Here is a 17,567-nt window from a genome sequence, read left to right on the forward strand (position 1 = left end):
TATAACGGGTGGAGCTGACTGGTACTAATAGGCCGAGGGCTTGTCCTCAGTTGCTCGCGTCCACTGTGTTAGTTCTGAAATAACGAACGGCCGTGTTTTCATCCGGTGTTGGTTAATTTCATAGTGTTTCGGTGGTCATTGCGTTAGGGAAACGCCCGGTTACATTCCGAACCCGGAAGCTAAGCCTTTCAGCGCCGATGGTACTGCAGGGGGGACCCTGTGGGAGAGTAGGACGCCGCCGAACTCCTTTTGATAGTTAAGCCCCGTGCCCTTGTGGCACGGGGCTTTTCTGCGTTCACGGCCTGTTCGACGGTGCATCGTCGCGGGCGGGGCGCGTTGCTCGTCACGCGGGTCGGGAACCTTGAATCGCCCCTGGTGGGCGGCCCCATGACGGCGCGACAGGCGGTTTGGCACACCCCCAGGTTCGGGGTATGCTTTAGCTCGTTGCCGCAGGGCAGCAAGGCCCCAATAGCTCAGTCGGTAGAGCGTCTCCATGGTAAGGAGAAGGTCTGCGGTTCGATTCCGCATTGGGGCTCGTACAGACGAAAGGCCCCCGCCAAGTGGCGGGGGCCTTTCGCGTACCCGGAGGACCGGGCGGCGGAGCTACGGAGCGACCTGCGGCTCGGGGACACGCATCGCGAGAATGGCCATGTCGTCCGAGGCCGGCTCGGCGGCAAAGCGCTCCACCGCCCGCAGGATGCGGGCCGCCACCGCACCCGCCGTCAGGCCCGTGCAGTTGGCCAGCACGTCGGCCAGCCCGTCGTCGCCGAGCATGCGAGTGCCCTCGCGGCGTTCGGTGACGCCGTCGGTCACACACAGCAGGACGTCGCCCGGGTCCAGCGTCACCGTCTGCTCGTACAGCTCCAGGTCCTCGATGACGCCCAGCAGCGGCTGGGGTTCAGCCGCCGCCTCGACCGAGCCGTCCTGGCGCAGGCGCAGCGGCAACGGGTGGCCGGCACAGACCACCTTCAGAAGCGCGCTGCCGTCCTCCTGGGGCCACAGCTCCCCGTACAGCAGGGTCAGGAAGCGACTGCGGGCACCCTCGTCCAGGATGGCGGCGTTGAGCCGCTCCAGGACGGCGGGGCCGCCGAAGCCCTCGCGGGCGAGCAGGCGAAGTGCGTGACGGGCCAGGCCGGTCACGGCCGCGGCCTCCGGGCCCGTACCGCAGACGTCGCCGATGGCGAAGCCGTAGGCGCCGTCACGGATCGGGAAGACGTCGTAGAAGTCGCCACCGACCTCGTTGCCCTCACCGGCTGCCCGGTAGATGACCTCGATCTCGACATTGGGGACGTCGGGGAGGCCCGGCGGCAGCAGGCTGCGCTGCAGGGACTGGCTGATCGCCATGCGCTCCGAGTAGAGGCGGGCGTTGTCCAGGGCGAGGGCCGCCCGGCGCGAGAGGTCCTCGGCCAGTTCCAGGATCTCCTGGCGGAAGTGATCGTCGGACGGCTTGCCGAGCGTCAGCATGCCGATGACCCGGTTGCGGGCGACAAGGGGGAGGACCACCGTCTCGCCGCCCACCGCGGCCGCGGTGGCGAGAGTCGTACGGATGCCGGCGCCGAGCGCCCCCGTGTCACCGAGGCCGATGCTGCGCATCGAGGTGCGCAGGGCTGCCTCGTGGGCGGCCTCGGACGGTGCGGACCAGACACGGGCGCCCGGTGTCGGCACCGGGTCGGGCGGGGAGATCTTGGAGAGCAGGGCCTTGAGGCCGTCGATGAGCTCCTCGTCCTCGTGCAGGACGTACGAGAGGTAGGGGTCCGAGGACTGGTCGGCGATCGTGTAGACGGCGCACCAGGTGGCCAGGGTCGGGACGGTCATCTGCGCCATCAGAGCCAGCGTCTGGTCCCGGTCGAGCGTGCCGGCCAGCAGGTCGGACGCCTCGACGAGGAAGGAGAGCGAGCCGCGGCGCAGCCGTTCCAGCTCTCCGAGGCGGGCGGACTCGACGGCCAGGGCGATGCGGTCGGCGGCGAATTGGAGGCGCAGGGCCTCCTCGTTCGAGTACCGGCCGGCGGCTTCGGCCGCGACGCCCAGGGAGCCGGTGAGCCGGCCCTCGACCTTCAGGGGGACCGTGACCACCGAGCGCATGCCCGTGTCGCTGAGCAGCGGGACGGCGCCGGGTACCGCGTCGAGATCCTCGTGCACGGCGGGCATCCGGGCGGAGCCGTACCGTCCCGTCCCCGCCTCGACGGGAACGCGGGCGAAGCGCTGGCGGGCGGAAGGCAGGCCGGTCGTGGCCCGTACCTCCAGCTCGGTCTCGTCGTCCGTCGCCAGCAGCAGGAAGGCCGCGTCGGCGTCGAGCATGTCGCGGGCCCGCTCGACGGTGCGCTGGAGCAGTCCGTCGAGGTCGTCGGGGGCGGGGGAGCCGATGAAGACCTCGAAGGGGTCCGTCGTGCGGCTCTCCGTGTTCGCGTCGGAGACCGGAGTGCGTACCGGCGAGTGGAGCACGGCCCGCTCGTAGTCGCGCACCAGCAGGCACACCGTCGAGGGTTCGCCCTCGGTGTCCCGCACGCGCAGGTGGGAGCCGTAGACCTGGATGGTGCGGCCGTCGGCGGCGCGGACGCCGTAGCTGCCCTCCCAGCGGGAGAGGCGCAGCGCGTCGGCGATGCCGGTGTTGGTGCCGGGGGTCTGGGGCCAGGCGGTGAAGTCGGTGAACTGCTTGCCGGTGACCTGTTCCGCCGTGTGCCCGAACAGGTACGAGGCGTCGTCGTTCCACGCCGCGATGGAGCCCGTGCTGTCGATCTGGACGACGGCGACCCTGACCCGTTCGTCGGTGACGGGGAGCAGACCGACGGGGAGCAGCGGACCCGCGGAGCGGATGCCCACCGGCCGGTCGGGGAGATCGAGCTGGAACCAGACGTGTTTGTGTGTGGGGGAGTACTCGACTCCCCAGCGGGAGGCGAGCGCCGCGCACAGGAGGAGGCCGCGGCCGCCCTCCCGGTCGGGGCTGCCGAAGTCCAGTCCGGTGGACTGGAGCGGGATCTCGCGCTCCGGATAGTGGTCGGAGACCTCGACCCGGACACCGTCATCCGTACGCAGGCACAGCACGTCCGCTGTGGTGCCCGCGTGGACCACCGCGTTCGTGACGAGCTCGCTGGTGAGGACGACGGCGTCGTCGACGACATCGGTGTACCCCCACCCCTGGAGGGTGTCCCGGACAAAGGCGCGGGCCGTCGCTACGGAACGCCCCACCGGGTCGAAGGTGGCAGCCGCGCGCGCCGTGATCACAGCACTCCCCATATGGTGTCTCGTCGCTTCCCCGAGTCCTGTGCCCGTTTCTCGCCGCTTCGATTCGCCTGCCAGGCTAGACGCTCCGTGCAGGTGCCGGATACACGAGGGCCGGGTTCGGGCAAGGACGGGCAGGAACAGACCTGTGACCGGACAAGTGTGGGCTTCCCCTGGGAGGGATGTGGGACAACCATGGGAGGTTCCACCCCGACCGGTTCCGGCCTGGTACGTTTCAACGATTTGACGTCCCCATGGTCACCCGTCGACGGTGGTGGTGACGGTGAGTCCCAGAGGATCTGGGCAAGCTCTCGGACAAGGCCCGAGCGATTCGGTCAACCCCTGCGGGAGGGACACGGTGGAGTCTGACGTGGCGGCGCGGGGATCAGGTACGCGCAGTAGAGGCGGACAGTCCGTGAAGAAGCAGCGCAATGGAACCGTCGAGGTCGACGCCGCGGCACTCAACAGACTGCTGTCCGGTCTGGTGGCCATGCGTGACGGGAACTTCCGCCGGCGGGTGACCGTGTCCGGCGACGGTGTCATGGCGGAGCTCGCGGCGGTCTTCAACGAGGTCGCCGACCGTAATGTGCATCTCACGGGTGAGCTCGCGCGGGTGCGGCGCGTGGTCGGCCGGGAGGGCAAGCTCACCGAGCGGCTGGAGACGGGGGCCTGCGAGGGCTCCTGGGCCGCCGCGATCGACGCGTCCAACGAGCTGGTGGATGATCTCGCGCGCCCCGTCTCGGAGGTCGGGCGCGTGCTGTCGGCGGTGGCCGACGGTGACCTCGAGCAGCGGATGGAGCTGCGTTCGCATACGGCGGACGAGACGGTACGGCCGCTGCGCGGCGAGTTCCTGAAGGTCGCGCGTACGGTCAACAACCTCGTCGACCAGCTGTCGGCGTTCACCGAGCAGGTGACGCGGGTCGCGGTCGAGGTGGGCACCGAGGGCAAGCTGGGCGGCCAGGCCCAGGTGCGCGGGATGTCCGGGTCCTGGAAGGACCTCACGGACTCCGTGAACACCATGGCGTACCGGCTGACCGCGCAGGTGCGCGACATCGCCCTGGTGACGACCGCGGTGGCCAAGGGCGATCTGTCGCGGAAGGTCACCGTTCACGTGGCCGGCGAGATGGCTCAGCTGAAGAACACCGTGAACACGATGGTCGACCAGCTGTCCTCGTTCTCCTCCGAGGTGACCCGCGTCGCCCGCGAGGTGGGTACCGAGGGCGAGCTGGGCGGGCAGGCGACGGTGCCGGGTGTGGCCGGGGTGTGGAAGGACCTCACGGACTCCGTCAACACGATGGCCGGGAACCTCACCTCCCAGGTGCGCGGCATCGCGGAGGTGACGACGGCGGTCGCCAACGGTGACCTGTCGCAGAAGGTCCGGGTGAGCGCGCGTGGCGAGGTCGCGCAGCTCGCCGAGACGATCAACCAGATGACGGAGACGCTGCGGACCTTCGCGGACGAGGTCACGCGTGTGGCCAGCGAGGTCGGTGGCGAGGGCCTGCTCGGCGGTCAGGCACAGGTGCCGGGCGCCGCGGGCACCTGGAAGGACCTCACCGACTCGGTGAACACCGTCTTCCGCAACCTGACGACCCAGGTGCGTGACATCGCGCAGGTGACGACGGCGGTCGCCAGCGGTGACATGACGCAGAAGGTCACCGTCGATGTGGCCGGCGAGATGCTGGAGCTGAAGAACACCGTCAACACGATGGTGGACCAGCTTCAGTCCTTCGGTTCGGAAGTGACCAGGGTGGCCCGGGAGGTCGGCGTCGAGGGCCGGCTGGGCGGCCAGGCCGAGGTGCCGGGCGCGGCAGGTACCTGGAAGGACCTGACGGACTCCGTCAACACGGCGTTCCGGAACCTGACGGGGCAGGTGCGTGACATCGCGCAGGTGACGACGGCGGTCGCCAACGGCGACCTGTCGCAGAAGGTCACCGTCGATGTGGCCGGCGAGATGCTGGAGCTGAAGAACACCGTCAACACGATGGTGGCGCAGCTGTCCTCCTTCGCCGATCAGGTGACGCGCATGGCGCGTGACGTGGGCACGGAGGGCCGGCTCGGCGGTCAGGCGCGGGTCGACGGCGTCTCCGGTACGTGGAAGGAGCTCACGGACTCCGTCAACTTCATGGCGGGGAACCTGACCTCCCAGGTGCGCCAGATCGCCCAGGTGACCACGGCGGTGGCGCGGGGTGACCTGTCGCAGAAGATCGACGTGGACGCGCGCGGCGAGATCCTGGAGCTGAAGAACACCATCAACACGATGGTCGACCAGCTGTCAGCTTTCGCCGAGCAGGTGACCCGGGTGGCCCGTGAAGTGGGCACGGACGGGCGGCTCGGCGGTCAGGCCCAGGTGCCCGGCGTGGCCGGTGTGTGGCGCGATCTGACCGACTCGGTGAACGGCATGGCGGGGAACCTCACCGCTCAGGTCCGCAACATCGCCCAGGTCGCCACGGCGGTGGCGCGGGGTGACCTGTCGCAGAAGATCGACGTGGACGCGCGCGGCGAGATCCTGGAGCTGAAGAACACCCTCAACACCATGGTCGACCAGCTCTCGAACTTCGCGGAGCAGGTGACCCGGGTCGCCCGTGAGGTGGGTACGGAGGGCATTCTCGGCGGTCAGGCCGAGGTGCAGGGAGTGTCCGGTACGTGGAAGGACCTCACCCAGTCCGTCAACGGCATGGCCAACAACCTGACCCTCCAGGTCCGCAACATCGCCGAGGTCACGACCGCGGTCGCCAACGGCGATCTCTCCAAGAAGATCACCGTCGACGCCAAGGGCGAGATCCTCGAACTGGTGACGACGGTCAACACGATGGTCGACCAGCTGCTCAACTTCGCGGACGAGGTCACGAGGGTCGCCCGCGAGGTGGGCACCGAGGGCATCCTCGGCGGTCAGGCCCGGGTGCGCGGGGCGACGGGCATCTGGAAGGACCTCAGCGAGAACGTCAACCTGATGGCCAACAACCTGACCAGTCAGGTGCGGAACATCTCCCGGGTCTCGTCCGCGGTCGCCAACGGGGACCTGACGAAGAAGGTCACCGTCGAGGCGCGCGGCGAGGTAGCCGAGCTCGCCGACACCGTCAACACGATGGTGACGACCCTGTCGTCGTTCGCCGACGAGGTGACCCGGGTCGCCCGTGAGGTGGGCACGGAGGGCGAGCTGGGCGGCCAGGCGCGCGTCCCGGGCGTTGCCGGTACGTGGAAGGACCTCACCGAGTCCGTGAACTCGATGGCGTCCAACCTGACCGGGCAGGTGCGCCAGATCGCCACGGTCACCACGGCCATCGCCGAGGGCGATCTCACCAAGAAGATCGACATCGACGCGCGGGGTGAGATCCAGGAGCTGAAGAACACCATCAACACGATGGTCGACCGGCTGTCGTCGTTCGCCGAGCAGGTGACGCGAGTGGCCCGCGAGGTGGGCACCGAGGGCCAGCTGGGCGGCCAGGCACGGGTGCGGGACGTGGACGGCACCTGGCGCGACCTCACCGAGTCGGTGAACGAGATGGCCGGAAACCTGACCCGTCAGGTGCGTGCCATCGCGGCCGTCGCGACCGCGGTGACCCGGGGCGACCTCAATCTCAAGATCGACGTGGACGCCGCCGGGGAGATCCAGTCCCTCCAGGACAACATCAACACGATGATCGCCAACCTGCGCGACACCACCGCCACCAACAAGGAGCAGGACTGGCTCAAGGGCAACCTTGCCCGGATCTCCGGTCTGATGCAGGGGCGGCGCGACCTGGACGACGTGGCCTCGCTGATCATGAGTGAGCTGACCCCGGTCGTCTCAGCGCAGCACGGCGCCTTCTTCCTGGCGACGGCGACCGGGGACACCGACGCGCTGGGTGCGGAGGGCGACCGGGAGGGCGCGTACGAGCTCCGGATGCGCGGCAGCTACGGCTACTCCGCGGGGTCCATGCCGACGTCCTTCCGGCCCGGGGAGACGCTCATCGGCACGGCCGCCGAGGAGAAGCGGACGATCCAGGTGGACAACGTGCCGCCGGGGTACCTGAAGATCTCGTCGGGTCTCGGCGAGGCGCCGCCCGCGCATGTGATCGTGCTGCCGGTGCTCTTCGAGGGCAAGGTCCTCGGGGTGATCGAACTGGCCTCCTTCCAGCCGTTCACGCATATCCAGCGGGACTTCCTCAACCAGCTCGCCGAGATGATCGCGACGAGCGTCAACACGATCAGCGTCAACACCACGACCGAGAAACTGCTGGAGCAGTCGCAGGAGCTCACCGAGCAATTGCGTGACCGGTCGCAGGAGTTGGAGAACCGGCAGAAGGCGCTCCAGGCCTCCAACGCCGAACTGGAGGAGAAGGCCGAGCTGCTGGCCCAGCAGAACCGCGACATCGAGGTCAAGAACACCGAGATCGAGGAGGCGCGCCAGGTCCTGGAGGAACGCGCCGAACAGCTCGCCGTCTCCATGCGGTACAAGTCGGAGTTCCTGGCGAACATGTCCCACGAGCTGCGGACACCGCTCAACTCGCTGCTCATTCTGGCCAAACTCCTGGCGGACAACGCCGAGGGCAATCTGTCGCCGAAGCAGGTGGAATTCGCCGAGACGATCCACGGGGCGGGTTCCGATCTGCTCCAGCTGATCAACGACATCCTCGATCTGTCGAAGGTCGAGGCGGGCAAGATGGACGTCAGCCCGACCCGGATCGCGCTGGTCCAGCTGGTGGATTACGTGGAGGCGACGTTCCGGCCGCTCACTGCGGAAAAGGGGCTGGATTTCTCCGTACGGGTGTCGCCGGAACTGCCGGCGACACTGCACACCGACGAACAGCGGCTGCTGCAGGTGCTGCGCAATCTGCTCTCCAACGCGGTGAAGTTCACCGACAGCGGGGCCGTGGAACTGGTGATCCGGCACGCGGGTGCCGAGGTACCGAACGCCATCCGTGAGCAGTTGCTGGAAGCCGGTTCGCTGCGGGACGCCGACGCTGATCTGATCGCCTTCTCGGTGACCGACACCGGTATCGGGATCGCGTCCAGCAAGATGCTGGTGATCTTCGAGGCGTTCAAGCAGGCGGACGGGACGACCAGTCGCAAATACGGCGGTACCGGCCTCGGTCTCTCCATCAGCCGGGAGATCGCGCGGCTGCTGGGCGGCGAGATCCACGCGGCGAGCGAGCCCGGCCGCGGCTCGACATTCACGCTGTACCTGCCGCTGCACCCGAGCGAACTCCCGCCGCAGGGCTACCCGCAGATCGGCCCCGGGCCCATCGAGGTGCACGGCGCCGCGGTCGAGAGCGGCCGGCGGCCCGAGGCGGGGCAGGGCCACGGACCGGGCTTCCAGAGCTTCGCGGAGGCCTCCGGAATGCCGGGCAGCGCGCAGGAGCAGGGTGGCGCGGCAGGGCTGTCCAGGCGTCGGCGCAAGGCGCTGGGCGGTGCGCAGCAGCAGCCCGCGCTGCCGCCCCGGGCCGCCTCGTCCATGGAGCGGCCGGCTCCGCAGGAGTCGTGGACGCTCGGCGGCCAGGAGGAGCCCGAGGTCCGCAGGACGTTCCGGTTCGGCGGCGAGAAGGTACTGATCGTCGACGACGACATCCGTAACGTCTTCGCGCTCACCAGCGTGCTGGAACAGCACGGCCTTTCGGTGCTGTACGCGGAGAACGGGCGCGAGGGAATCGAAGTCCTGGAGCAGCACGACGATGTGACGGTCGTACTGATGGACATCATGATGCCGGAGATGGACGGCTACGCGACGACCTCGGCGATCCGCAGGATGCCGCAGTTCGCGGGACTGCCGATCATCGCGCTGACCGCCAAGGCGATGAAGGGCGACCGAGAGAAGGCCATCGAGTCGGGCGCATCCGACTACGTCACCAAGCCGGTCGATTCCGATCATCTTCTCTCGGTTATGGAGCAGTGGATGCGCGGAGAGTGATCGCTAGTTGAGCGAATCGATCGTGATGTGTTGACTCGTCGTGTCGGAAAGAGTGTGGGAGCGCGGTTTCCGGGGAACCTTCTGGTCTCCTGCCGCGTTTTCCCTGTGTGCACAGTGACATCGCGGTGACAGGGTGTGGTGGCAGCCGGGGTGCGGCTACCATGACCGGCACAAGGACGGACGGCGTAAGGGAGCCGTCCCCTGGGGCGGCGCCCGGTGCAATTCCGGGGCGAGGAGGACGGGCCATGGTGCAGAAGGCCAAGATCCTCCTGGTCGATGACCGGCCGGAGAATCTGCTGGCGCTGGAGGCCATCCTCTCTGCGCTCGATCAGACACTGGTGCGGGCATCGTCAGGGGAGGAAGCGCTCAAAGCGCTGCTCACGGACGACTTCGCGGTGATTCTGCTGGACGTCCAGATGCCGGGCATGGACGGTTTCGAAACCGCGGCCCACATCAAGCGGCGGGAGCGGACCCGGGACATCCCGATCATCTTTCTCACCGCGATCAACCACGGTCCGCATCACACCTTCCGGGGCTATGCGGCCGGCGCGGTGGACTACATCTCGAAGCCGTTCGATCCCTGGGTGCTCCGCGCCAAGGTCTCGGTCTTCGTCGAGCTGTACATGAAGAACTGCCAGCTGCGTGAGCAGGCGGCGCTGCTGCGGCTCCAGCTGGAGGGCGGCGGTCAGGCGGGCGCGAACCGCGAGAAGGAGCCGGCCGGGCTGCTGGCCGAACTCTCCGCACGGCTCGCGGCAGTCGAGGAGCAGGCCGAGGCCCTGTCCAAGCAACTCGACGACGAGTCGGCGGACGCCGGAGCCGTGGCCACCGCCGCTCATCTCGAACGGAAGCTGACCGGGCTGCGCCGGGCGTTGGACGCGCTGGAGCCCGGCACGGCCGGCGGACCCGCCGGCCTCCCCTCGTAACGTCTGCCGGCCGCACCGCCCGTCTCCCCCGCGCTCCTTCGGGTCGGAGGGGCGTCAACTGGCCGGTGAGCGAGGCCGTTCGGCGGAGGTGGCCCGGCTCGGGACCACCTGGCCCGGGCCCGGTGTCGCCTCGCCCGAGCCAGTGAGTGCGCGTCAGTTTGCGGCCGCTGTATGGCGACACGGTCGGGTGAACCGGCACGCGCACGTGTTCACCGCCGCAGACACCGGTAACCTCGGCCCCATGGCCTCACGTACGTCCGGCAAGGGTTCCCAGGGCACCGCGGGCACCGCGAAGCGCGCCGGCCGTGCCCCGGGCCCGGCGAAGAAAGCCGCGCCCGCCAAGAAGACCGCGGCGAAGAAGACCGCACCAGCCAAGAAGGCACCCGCGAAGAAAGCAGTGGCCAAGAAGGCCGCGGCGCCCAAACCGGCGCCGTCGCCCACCGGCGGTGTGTACCGCCTGGTGCGCGCCGTCTGGCTCGGAGCGGCCCACGCAGTCGGCGCGATGTTCCGCGGCATAGGGCGCGGCGCCAAGGGCCTCGACCCCGCTCACCGCAAGGACGGGGTCGCGCTGCTGCTGCTCGGCCTCGCGCTGATCGTGGCCGCGGGCACGTGGTCGAACCTGCGCGGCCCGGTCGGCGACCTCGTCGAGATGCTCGTCACGGGGGCCTTCGGCCGGCTCGATCTCCTGGTACCGATACTGCTGGGCTCCGTCGCCGTACGGCTGATCCTCTATCCGGAGAAGCCCGAAGCCAACGGCCGGATCGTCATCGGGCTCTCCGCGCTCGTCATCGGCGTGCTCGGGCAGGTCCACATCGCGTGCGGATCGCCGGGACGCGAGGACGGCACCGAGGCCATGCAGGACGCCGGGGGCCTCATCGGCTGGGCCGCGTCCAAGCCGCTGATCTTCACCATGGGCGAGGTGCTCGCCGTACCGCTGCTCCTGCTTCTGACCGTCTTCGGGCTGCTGGTCGTGACGGCCACCCCGGTGAACGCGATTCCGCAGCGGCTGCGGCTGCTCGGCTCCAAGCTGGGCATCATCGACCCGGTGTACGACCCGGAGGCGCTGGACGAGGACGACGACGAGCGGTACGACGAGCAGTGGCGCGAGTCGCTGCCCGCCCGTTCGCGGCGGTCCTCGGCCCGCCGCTCCGAGGCGCCCGAGGAGTACGACCCCGACCGGGCGGAGACCGACGCGCTCTCCAAGCGCCGCAGGCCGCGCAGGCCGTCCGTGCAGCCGGCGATGAACCGCACCATGGACGCCGTGGACGTGGCCGCCGCCGCGGCTGCCGCGCTCGACGGGGCGGTGCTCAACGGCATGCCGCCGTCGCCGGTCGTCGCCGACCTCACCCAAGGCGTCTCGGTGGACCGCGAGCGGGCGGGCACGCCGGTGCCCGGCGCCAGGGAGGCGGAACCGGGCCGGAGGCCGGGGGAGCGGGCCTCGTCGCCCGCCGGAGGCGTACCCGACCTGACCAAGCCGGTACCCGACCGCTCGGAGTCGCAGCCGCTGCCGCCCCGCGCGGAGCAGCTCCAGCTCTCCGGCGACATCACCTACTCGCTGCCCTCCCTCGACCTGCTGGAGCGCGGCGGCCCGGGCAAGACCCGCAGCGCCGCCAACGACGCGATCGTCGCGTCGCTGACCAACGTCTTCACCGAGTTCAAGGTGGACGCCGCCGTCACCGGGTTCACCCGAGGCCCCACGGTCACGCGGTACGAGGTGGAGCTCGGGCCCGCCGTGAAGGTCGAGCGGATCACCGCGCTCGCCAAGAACATCGCGTACGCCGTCGCCAGTCCGGACGTCCGGATCATCTCCCCGATCCCGGGGAAGTCGGCCGTCGGCATCGAGATCCCCAACTCCGACCGGGAGATGGTCAACCTCGGTGACGTGCTGCGGCTCGCGGACGCGGCGGAGGACGACCACCCGATGCTGGTGGCGCTCGGCAAGAACGTCGAGGGCGGCTACGAGATGGCCAACCTCGCGAAGATGCCGCACGTCCTGGTGGCCGGGGCCACTGGTTCCGGAAAGTCCTCCTGCATCAACTGCCTGATCACCTCGGTGATGGTGCGGGCGACGCCGGAGGACGTCCGCATGGTGCTGGTCGACCCCAAGCGGGTCGAGCTGACCGCGTACGAGGGCATCCCGCACCTGATCACGCCGATCATCACCAACCCCAAGAAGGCGGCCGAGGCGCTCCAGTGGGTCGTGCGCGAGATGGACCTGCGCTATGACGACCTCGCCGCGTTCGGTTACCGCCACATCGACGACTTCAACCACGCGGTGCGCACCGGGAAGCTCAAGACGCCGGAGGGCAGCGAGCGGGAGCTGTCGCCGTATCCGTACCTGCTGGTGATCGTCGACGAGCTGGCCGACCTCATGATGGTGGCCCCCCGGGACGTCGAGGACTCGATCGTCCGCATCACCCAGCTGGCCCGCGCGGCCGGAATCCATCTGGTGCTCGCCACCCAGCGTCCCTCGGTGGACGTCGTCACCGGTCTGATCAAGGCGAACGTGCCCTCCCGGCTCGCCTTCGCCACCTCGTCACTGGCCGACAGCCGCGTCATCCTCGACCAGCCCGGAGCCGAAAAGCTCATCGGAAAGGGTGACGGACTGTTCCTGCCGATGGGGGCGAACAAGCCGACCCGTATGCAGGGTGCCTTCGTCACCGAGGACGAGGTCGCGGCGGTCGTCCAGCACTGCAAGGACCAGATGGCCCCCGTCTTCCGGGACGACGTGGTGGTCGGGACGAAGCAGAAGAAGGAGATCGACGAGGACATCGGCGACGATCTGGATCTGCTGTGCCAGGCCGCTGAGCTGGTCGTCTCCACCCAGTTCGGGTCCACCTCGATGCTCCAGCGCAAGCTGCGGGTGGGATTCGCGAAGGCCGGACGGCTGATGGACCTGATGGAGTCGCGGAACATCGTCGGACCGAGCGAGGGGTCCAAGGCGCGCGATGTCATGGTGAAACCGGACGAACTCGACGGCGTGTTGGCACTGATCCGTGGCGAAACCGGTTCGTGAGGGTTTTGCGGGCAACCGTTTCGCCGGGCCGTACGTCAAGTTGAAGGGAGGGACAGCAGGATGTTTCTTCCCGGGGCCGTCCGGCGAATCCGACTCTGTTCGAATCTGATGGCGTACAAAGTCCTCCCTCCCGGTTGCCCCACCCTTTCGTACCCCCCCTAGACTGAACACCCAGCAGGTGGCTCACGCTCGAAAGGCGCCCCCGTGTCCATCGGCAACTCCCCCGAAGACGACCGGCCTTCGATCGGTCGAGTGCTTCAGCAGGCTCGCATCGCCGCAGGTCTCACGGTCGAAGAGGTCAGCACGTCCACCCGGGTGCGCATCCCCATCGTGCACGCGATCGAGGAGGACGACTTCTCCCGCTGCGGCGGCGACGTGTACGCCCGCGGCCATATCCGAACGCTCGCACGTGCCGTAGGCACCGAACCGGAACCGCTGGTTTCGCAGTACGACGCCGAGCACGGCGGCCGTCCCGCGCCCACGCCCGCGGCCCCGCTGTTCGAGGCCGAGCGGATCCGTTCCGAACCCCGGCGGCCCAACTGGACCGCGGCCATGGTCGCGGCCATCGTGGCCGTCGTCGGATTCGTCGGCTTCACCTTCTTCAAGGGCGGTGACGAGCCCTCGACCGCCGGCCAGGTCGCCGAGGGCCCGACCTCCGACAAGATCACCCCCAAACCGGCGTCCAGCAAGCCCGTCGACCCCAAGCCGGCCCCCTCGGACAGTGCCATCGCGGCAGCGCCCCAGGACAAGGTCACGGTCAAGCTCAGCGCGAGCCAGGGCAAGAGCTGGATCTCGGCCAAGGACCACAACGGCCGGTCCCTCTTCGACGGAACCCTCCAGCAGGGCGAGACGAAGACCTTCCAGGACAAGGAGCGGGTCGACCTCGTCCTCGGCAACGCCGGTTCGATCGAACTCTTCGTCAACGGCAAGAAGGTCGAGGACCAGTTCCAGCCCGGACAGGTCGAGCGGCTTTCGTACACCAAGGGCGATCCCGAGGTCGGCTGACCCCGGATCCAGCAGTTCACAGGGCGGCGAGCGCCCGGCCATCGCGCCGGGCGCTCGCCGCTTTTGTCACTCCCCGTAACGGTCGAACCCTGCACGGCGGGGCCAGTGCCGGGACAAAGTAGTCTTGAGCCCATGCCCGAACGCCGTACCGTCGCCCTTGTCACTCTTGGCTGCGCCCGTAACGAGGTGGACTCGGAGGAGCTCGCAGGCCGCTTGGCAGCGGACGGCTGGGAGCTCGTCGAGGATGCCTCCGATGCCGATGTCGCCGTGGTCAACACCTGTGGATTCGTCGAGGCCGCCAAGAAGGACTCCGTCGATGCCCTGCTCGAAGCCAATGATCTGAAGGACCACGGCCGGACCCAGGCCGTCGTCGCCGTCGGCTGCATGGCCGAGCGCTACGGCAAGGACCTCGCCGAGGCCCTGCCGGAAGCGGACGGAGTCCTCGGATTCGACGACTACGCAGACATCTCCGACCGCCTCCAGACCATCCTCAACGGCGGCATCCACGCCTCCCACACCCCCCGCGACCGCCGCAAGCTGCTGCCCATCAGCCCGGCCGAGCGCCAGGACGCGGCCGTGGCTCTGCCCGGCCACGCCCAGGAGGCCACGCCGGCCCCCGCCGACCTTCCGGACGGAGTCGCGCCGGTCTCCGGTCCCCGGGCGCCCCTGCGCCGACGCCTGGGCACCAGCCCCGTCGCCTCCGTGAAGCTGGCCTCGGGCTGCGACCGCCGCTGCTCCTTCTGCGCCATCCCGTCCTTCCGCGGCTCCTTCATCTCGCGACGCCCCTCGGACGTCCTGGGCGAGACGCGCTGGCTGGCGGAGCAGGGCGTGAAGGAGGTCATGCTGGTCTCCGAGAACAACACCTCGTACGGCAAGGACCTGGGCGACATCCGCCTCCTGGAGACACTCCTTCCCGAGCTCGCGGACGTCGAGGGGATCGAGCGCATCCGGGTCAGCTATCTGCAGCCCGCCGAGATGCGGCCCGGCCTGATCGACGTACTGACGTCCACGCCGAAGGTCGCGCCCTACTTCGACCTGTCCTTCCAGCACTCGGCCCCCGGCGTGCTGCGCGCGATGCGGCGCTTCGGTGACACCGACAGCTTCCTGGAGCTCCTGCACACCATCCGGAGCAAGGCACCGCAGGCCGGCGCACGCTCCAACTTCATCGTGGGCTTCCCCGGCGAGACCGAGGCGGACCTGGCGGAGCTGGAACGGTTCCTCACCGGCGCCCGCCTCGACGCCATCGGCGTCTTCGGCTACTCCGACGAGGACGGCACGGAGGCGGTCGGCTACGAGAACAAGCTGGACGCCGACACGATCGCCGAGCGTCTGGCGCACATCTCGCAGCTGGCCGAGGAGCTCACCTCGCAGCGGGCCGAGGAGCGCCTCGGAGAGTCGCTCCAGGTACTGGTCGAGTCGGTCGAGCCCACGGAGGACGAGTCGCGTGCCGTGGGCAGAGCCGCCCACCAGGCGCCCGAAACGGACGGGCAGGTGCTCTTCACCGCACGCGAAGGACTTGTCCCGGGCCGTATGGTCGAGGCAAAGGTAGTGGGCACCGAAGGCGTGGACCTGGTGGCGGAGAGCTGTGAACGTGCGGAGGTAGCCAGATGACCGGAGTCCCGGCATCCGCGGCAGGTGGTTCCGGCGCGACGCCGGCCCGCGGCGGAAAACTGGGTGCTGCGGCCGTCAATCAGGCCAGCCTGTGGAACATCGCCAATCTCCTCACCATGGCTCGGCTGGTCCTGGTCCCCGGGTTCGTCGTGCTGCTGCTTCATGACGGCGGATACGACCCGGCCTGGCGTTCCATCGCCTGGGCCGCGTTCGCCATCGCGATGATCACCGATGTGTTCGACGGGCATCTGGCGCGCAAGTACGACCTGGTCACCGACTTCGGGAAGATCGCCGACCCGATCGCCGACAAGGCGATCATGGGCGCCGCCCTGATCTGCCTGTCCTATCTCGGGGACCTGCCCTGGTGGGTCACGGGCGTGATCCTCTTCCGGGAACTCGGCATCACGCTGATGCGATTCTGGGTGATCCGGCACGGGGTGATTCCCGCCAGCCGCGGCGGCAAGATGAAGACGCTGGCCCAGGGGACCGCCGTCGGGATGTACGTCCTGGCGCTGACCGGTCCGCTGGCCACACTGCGCTTCTGGGTGATGGCGGTGGCCGTCGTGCTGACGGTCGTCACCGGCCTGGACTACGTGCGCCAGGCCGTCGTGCTGCGCCGCCAGGGGCTCCGGGCGGAGAGGGCCGCTACTGCCCAGGAGGCCGCTGAGCACGCCGAGGCGGCTCTGGAGAGCGCCAAGGACGAGGGGCGGGCCACGGCCACCACGGGCAAGGCCTCGCGGGGTGCCTCCCATGGCGCCGGGACCGCCGCCGAGGGCCCCGGTGACGCGGAGCGGGTCTCCGGGAACCGCGGCGCCGCGGAGGCCGAGCGGTGACAGCCGCGGCCCAGGTGCTGCGGCTGCTCGCCGGGCGGGGGGAGACCCTCGCCGTCGCCGAGTCGCTGACCGGCGGCCTGGTCGCGGCCGAGCTGACATCCGTACCCGGTGCCTCGCAGGCCTTCCGCGGCTCCGTAACGGCTTATGCGACCCCCCTCAAGAGTGAAGTCCTGGGCGTGGACGCGAGGCTTCTGGCGGCGCGAGGGGCAGTGGACGCCGAGGTCGCGCGCCAGATGGCAGCAGGCGTACGCCGGGCGCTCGGTGCAGACTGGGGAGCGGCGACTACCGGCGTAGCCGGCCCCGATACGCAGGACGGCCACCCGGTAGGAACGGTCTTCGTCGCAGTCTGCGGGCCCTCTGACACCGGGAAAGTGACCGCCCTGCGGTTGAACGGTGGACGGGCGGACATCCGTAGAGAGAGCGTACGGAGCGTGCTCGAACTGCTCTCCGGCGAACTCGGCGGGTACGCGAGCGCACAGGATACGGAACACAACGGGGGGAATTGATGTTTGCAGCCCTGAGTGAACACGACATCGCTCCCCGCACGGCCGCAGCGCTAGGCGGTACGGTGGGGCGTGAAGGATGCGGCTACGCGGTCCGAGGAGGGAGCCACCGATGATTCTGCTCCGTCGCCTGCTTGGTGACGTGCTGCGTCGGCAGCGCCAGCGCCAAGGCCGTACTCTGCGCGAAGTCTCCTCGTCCGCCCGAGTTTCGCTCGGCTATCTCTCCGAGGTGGAGCGGGGGCAGAAGGAGGCATCCTCCGAACTGCTCTCCGCCATTTGCGACGCGCTTGATGTACGGATGTCCGAGCTCATGCGTGAAGTGAGCGATGAGCTGTCCCTGGCCGAACTGGCCGAGTCGGCAGCGGCCAGCGATCCGGTACCTGTACCGGTGCGCCCCATGCTCAATTCCGTCTCCGTTTCCTCGGTGACGGGTGTGCCGACGGGGCGGGTGACCATCAAGGCGCCTGCGGAAGCGGTGGATGTCGTCGCCGCTTGACCCGCTCGGTTCGGTGTGAAGCCGAAGCCCCGGTCCGCCCCCTGAGGGGGCGGACCGGGGCTTCTGTGCGTTCG

General features: G+C 69.1%; 9 protein-coding genes, 1 tRNA gene and 1 rRNA gene. 10 read left to right on the plus strand and 1 reads right to left on the minus strand.

Features of this window, described 5'->3' with window-relative positions:
- Nucleotides 1-127 precede the first annotated feature (127 nt).
- Nucleotides 128-244, plus strand: a 5S ribosomal RNA gene (rrf, locus tag EAO72_RS36270).
- A gap of 218 nt (nt 245-462) precedes the next feature.
- Nucleotides 463-535 (plus strand) — tRNA-Thr (locus EAO72_RS36275).
- A gap of 68 nt (nt 536-603) precedes the next feature.
- Here EAO72_RS36275 and EAO72_RS36280 read toward each other — a convergent pair.
- Nucleotides 604-3,234 (minus strand): SpoIIE family protein phosphatase, encoded by a 2,631-nt coding sequence (locus EAO72_RS36280; protein ID WP_187285326.1) that lies wholly within the window; start codon nt 3,232-3,234, stop codon nt 604-606.
- 400 nt (nt 3,235-3,634) lie between these two features.
- On the opposite strand from EAO72_RS36280, the gene EAO72_RS36285 reads away from it, so the two are divergent.
- The 8 genes from EAO72_RS36285 to EAO72_RS36320 all read left to right on the plus strand — a co-directional run bounded on the left by EAO72_RS36285 (nt 3,635) and on the right by EAO72_RS36320 (nt 17,493).
- Nucleotides 3,635-9,106: a HAMP domain-containing protein gene (locus EAO72_RS36285; protein WP_148021263.1), complete on the plus strand. Its 5,472-nt coding sequence runs from the start codon at nt 3,635-3,637 to the stop codon at nt 9,104-9,106.
- A gap of 245 nt (nt 9,107-9,351) precedes the next feature.
- Complete coding sequence (locus EAO72_RS36290; RefSeq protein WP_148021264.1) at nt 9,352-10,029, plus strand: response regulator; 678 nt, start codon at nt 9,352-9,354, stop codon at nt 10,027-10,029.
- Nucleotides 10,030-10,270: 241 nt separating this feature from the next.
- Nucleotides 10,271-13,045 carry a DNA translocase FtsK gene (locus tag EAO72_RS36295; protein ID WP_148021265.1) on the plus strand — a complete coding sequence of 925 codons (2,775 nt, stop codon included), beginning with the start codon at nt 10,271-10,273 and terminating at the stop codon, nt 13,043-13,045.
- 204 nt (nt 13,046-13,249) lie between these two features.
- Nucleotides 13,250-14,050 (plus strand): helix-turn-helix domain-containing protein, encoded by an 801-nt coding sequence (locus tag EAO72_RS36300; protein ID WP_148021266.1) that lies wholly within the window; start codon nt 13,250-13,252, stop codon nt 14,048-14,050.
- Nucleotides 14,051-14,182: 132 nt separating this feature from the next.
- A complete protein-coding gene (rimO, locus tag EAO72_RS36305) occupies nt 14,183-15,661 on the plus strand; it encodes a 30S ribosomal protein S12 methylthiotransferase RimO (RefSeq protein ID WP_148021267.1) in 1,479 nt (492 codons plus the stop codon).
- Nucleotides 15,658-16,494: a CDP-diacylglycerol--glycerol-3-phosphate 3-phosphatidyltransferase gene (pgsA, locus tag EAO72_RS36310; protein WP_148021268.1), complete on the plus strand. Its 837-nt coding sequence runs from the start codon at nt 15,658-15,660 to the stop codon at nt 16,492-16,494. The genes rimO and pgsA overlap by 4 nt, the downstream gene beginning before the upstream one ends.
- Nucleotides 16,491-17,000: a CinA family protein gene (locus EAO72_RS36315; RefSeq protein WP_148021269.1), complete on the plus strand. Its 510-nt coding sequence runs from the start codon at nt 16,491-16,493 to the stop codon at nt 16,998-17,000. Before pgsA ends, EAO72_RS36315 begins: the two co-directional genes overlap by 4 nt.
- A gap of 109 nt (nt 17,001-17,109) precedes the next feature.
- Nucleotides 17,110-17,493: a helix-turn-helix domain-containing protein gene (locus tag EAO72_RS36320; RefSeq protein ID WP_148021270.1), complete on the plus strand. Its 384-nt coding sequence runs from the start codon at nt 17,110-17,112 to the stop codon at nt 17,491-17,493.
- Nucleotides 17,494-17,567: the final 74 nt, after the last annotated feature.

Origin of the sequence: Streptomyces sp. OR43 (assembly GCF_008042275.1) — a bacterium.
Lineage (GTDB): Bacteria > Actinomycetota > Actinomycetes > Streptomycetales > Streptomycetaceae > Streptomyces.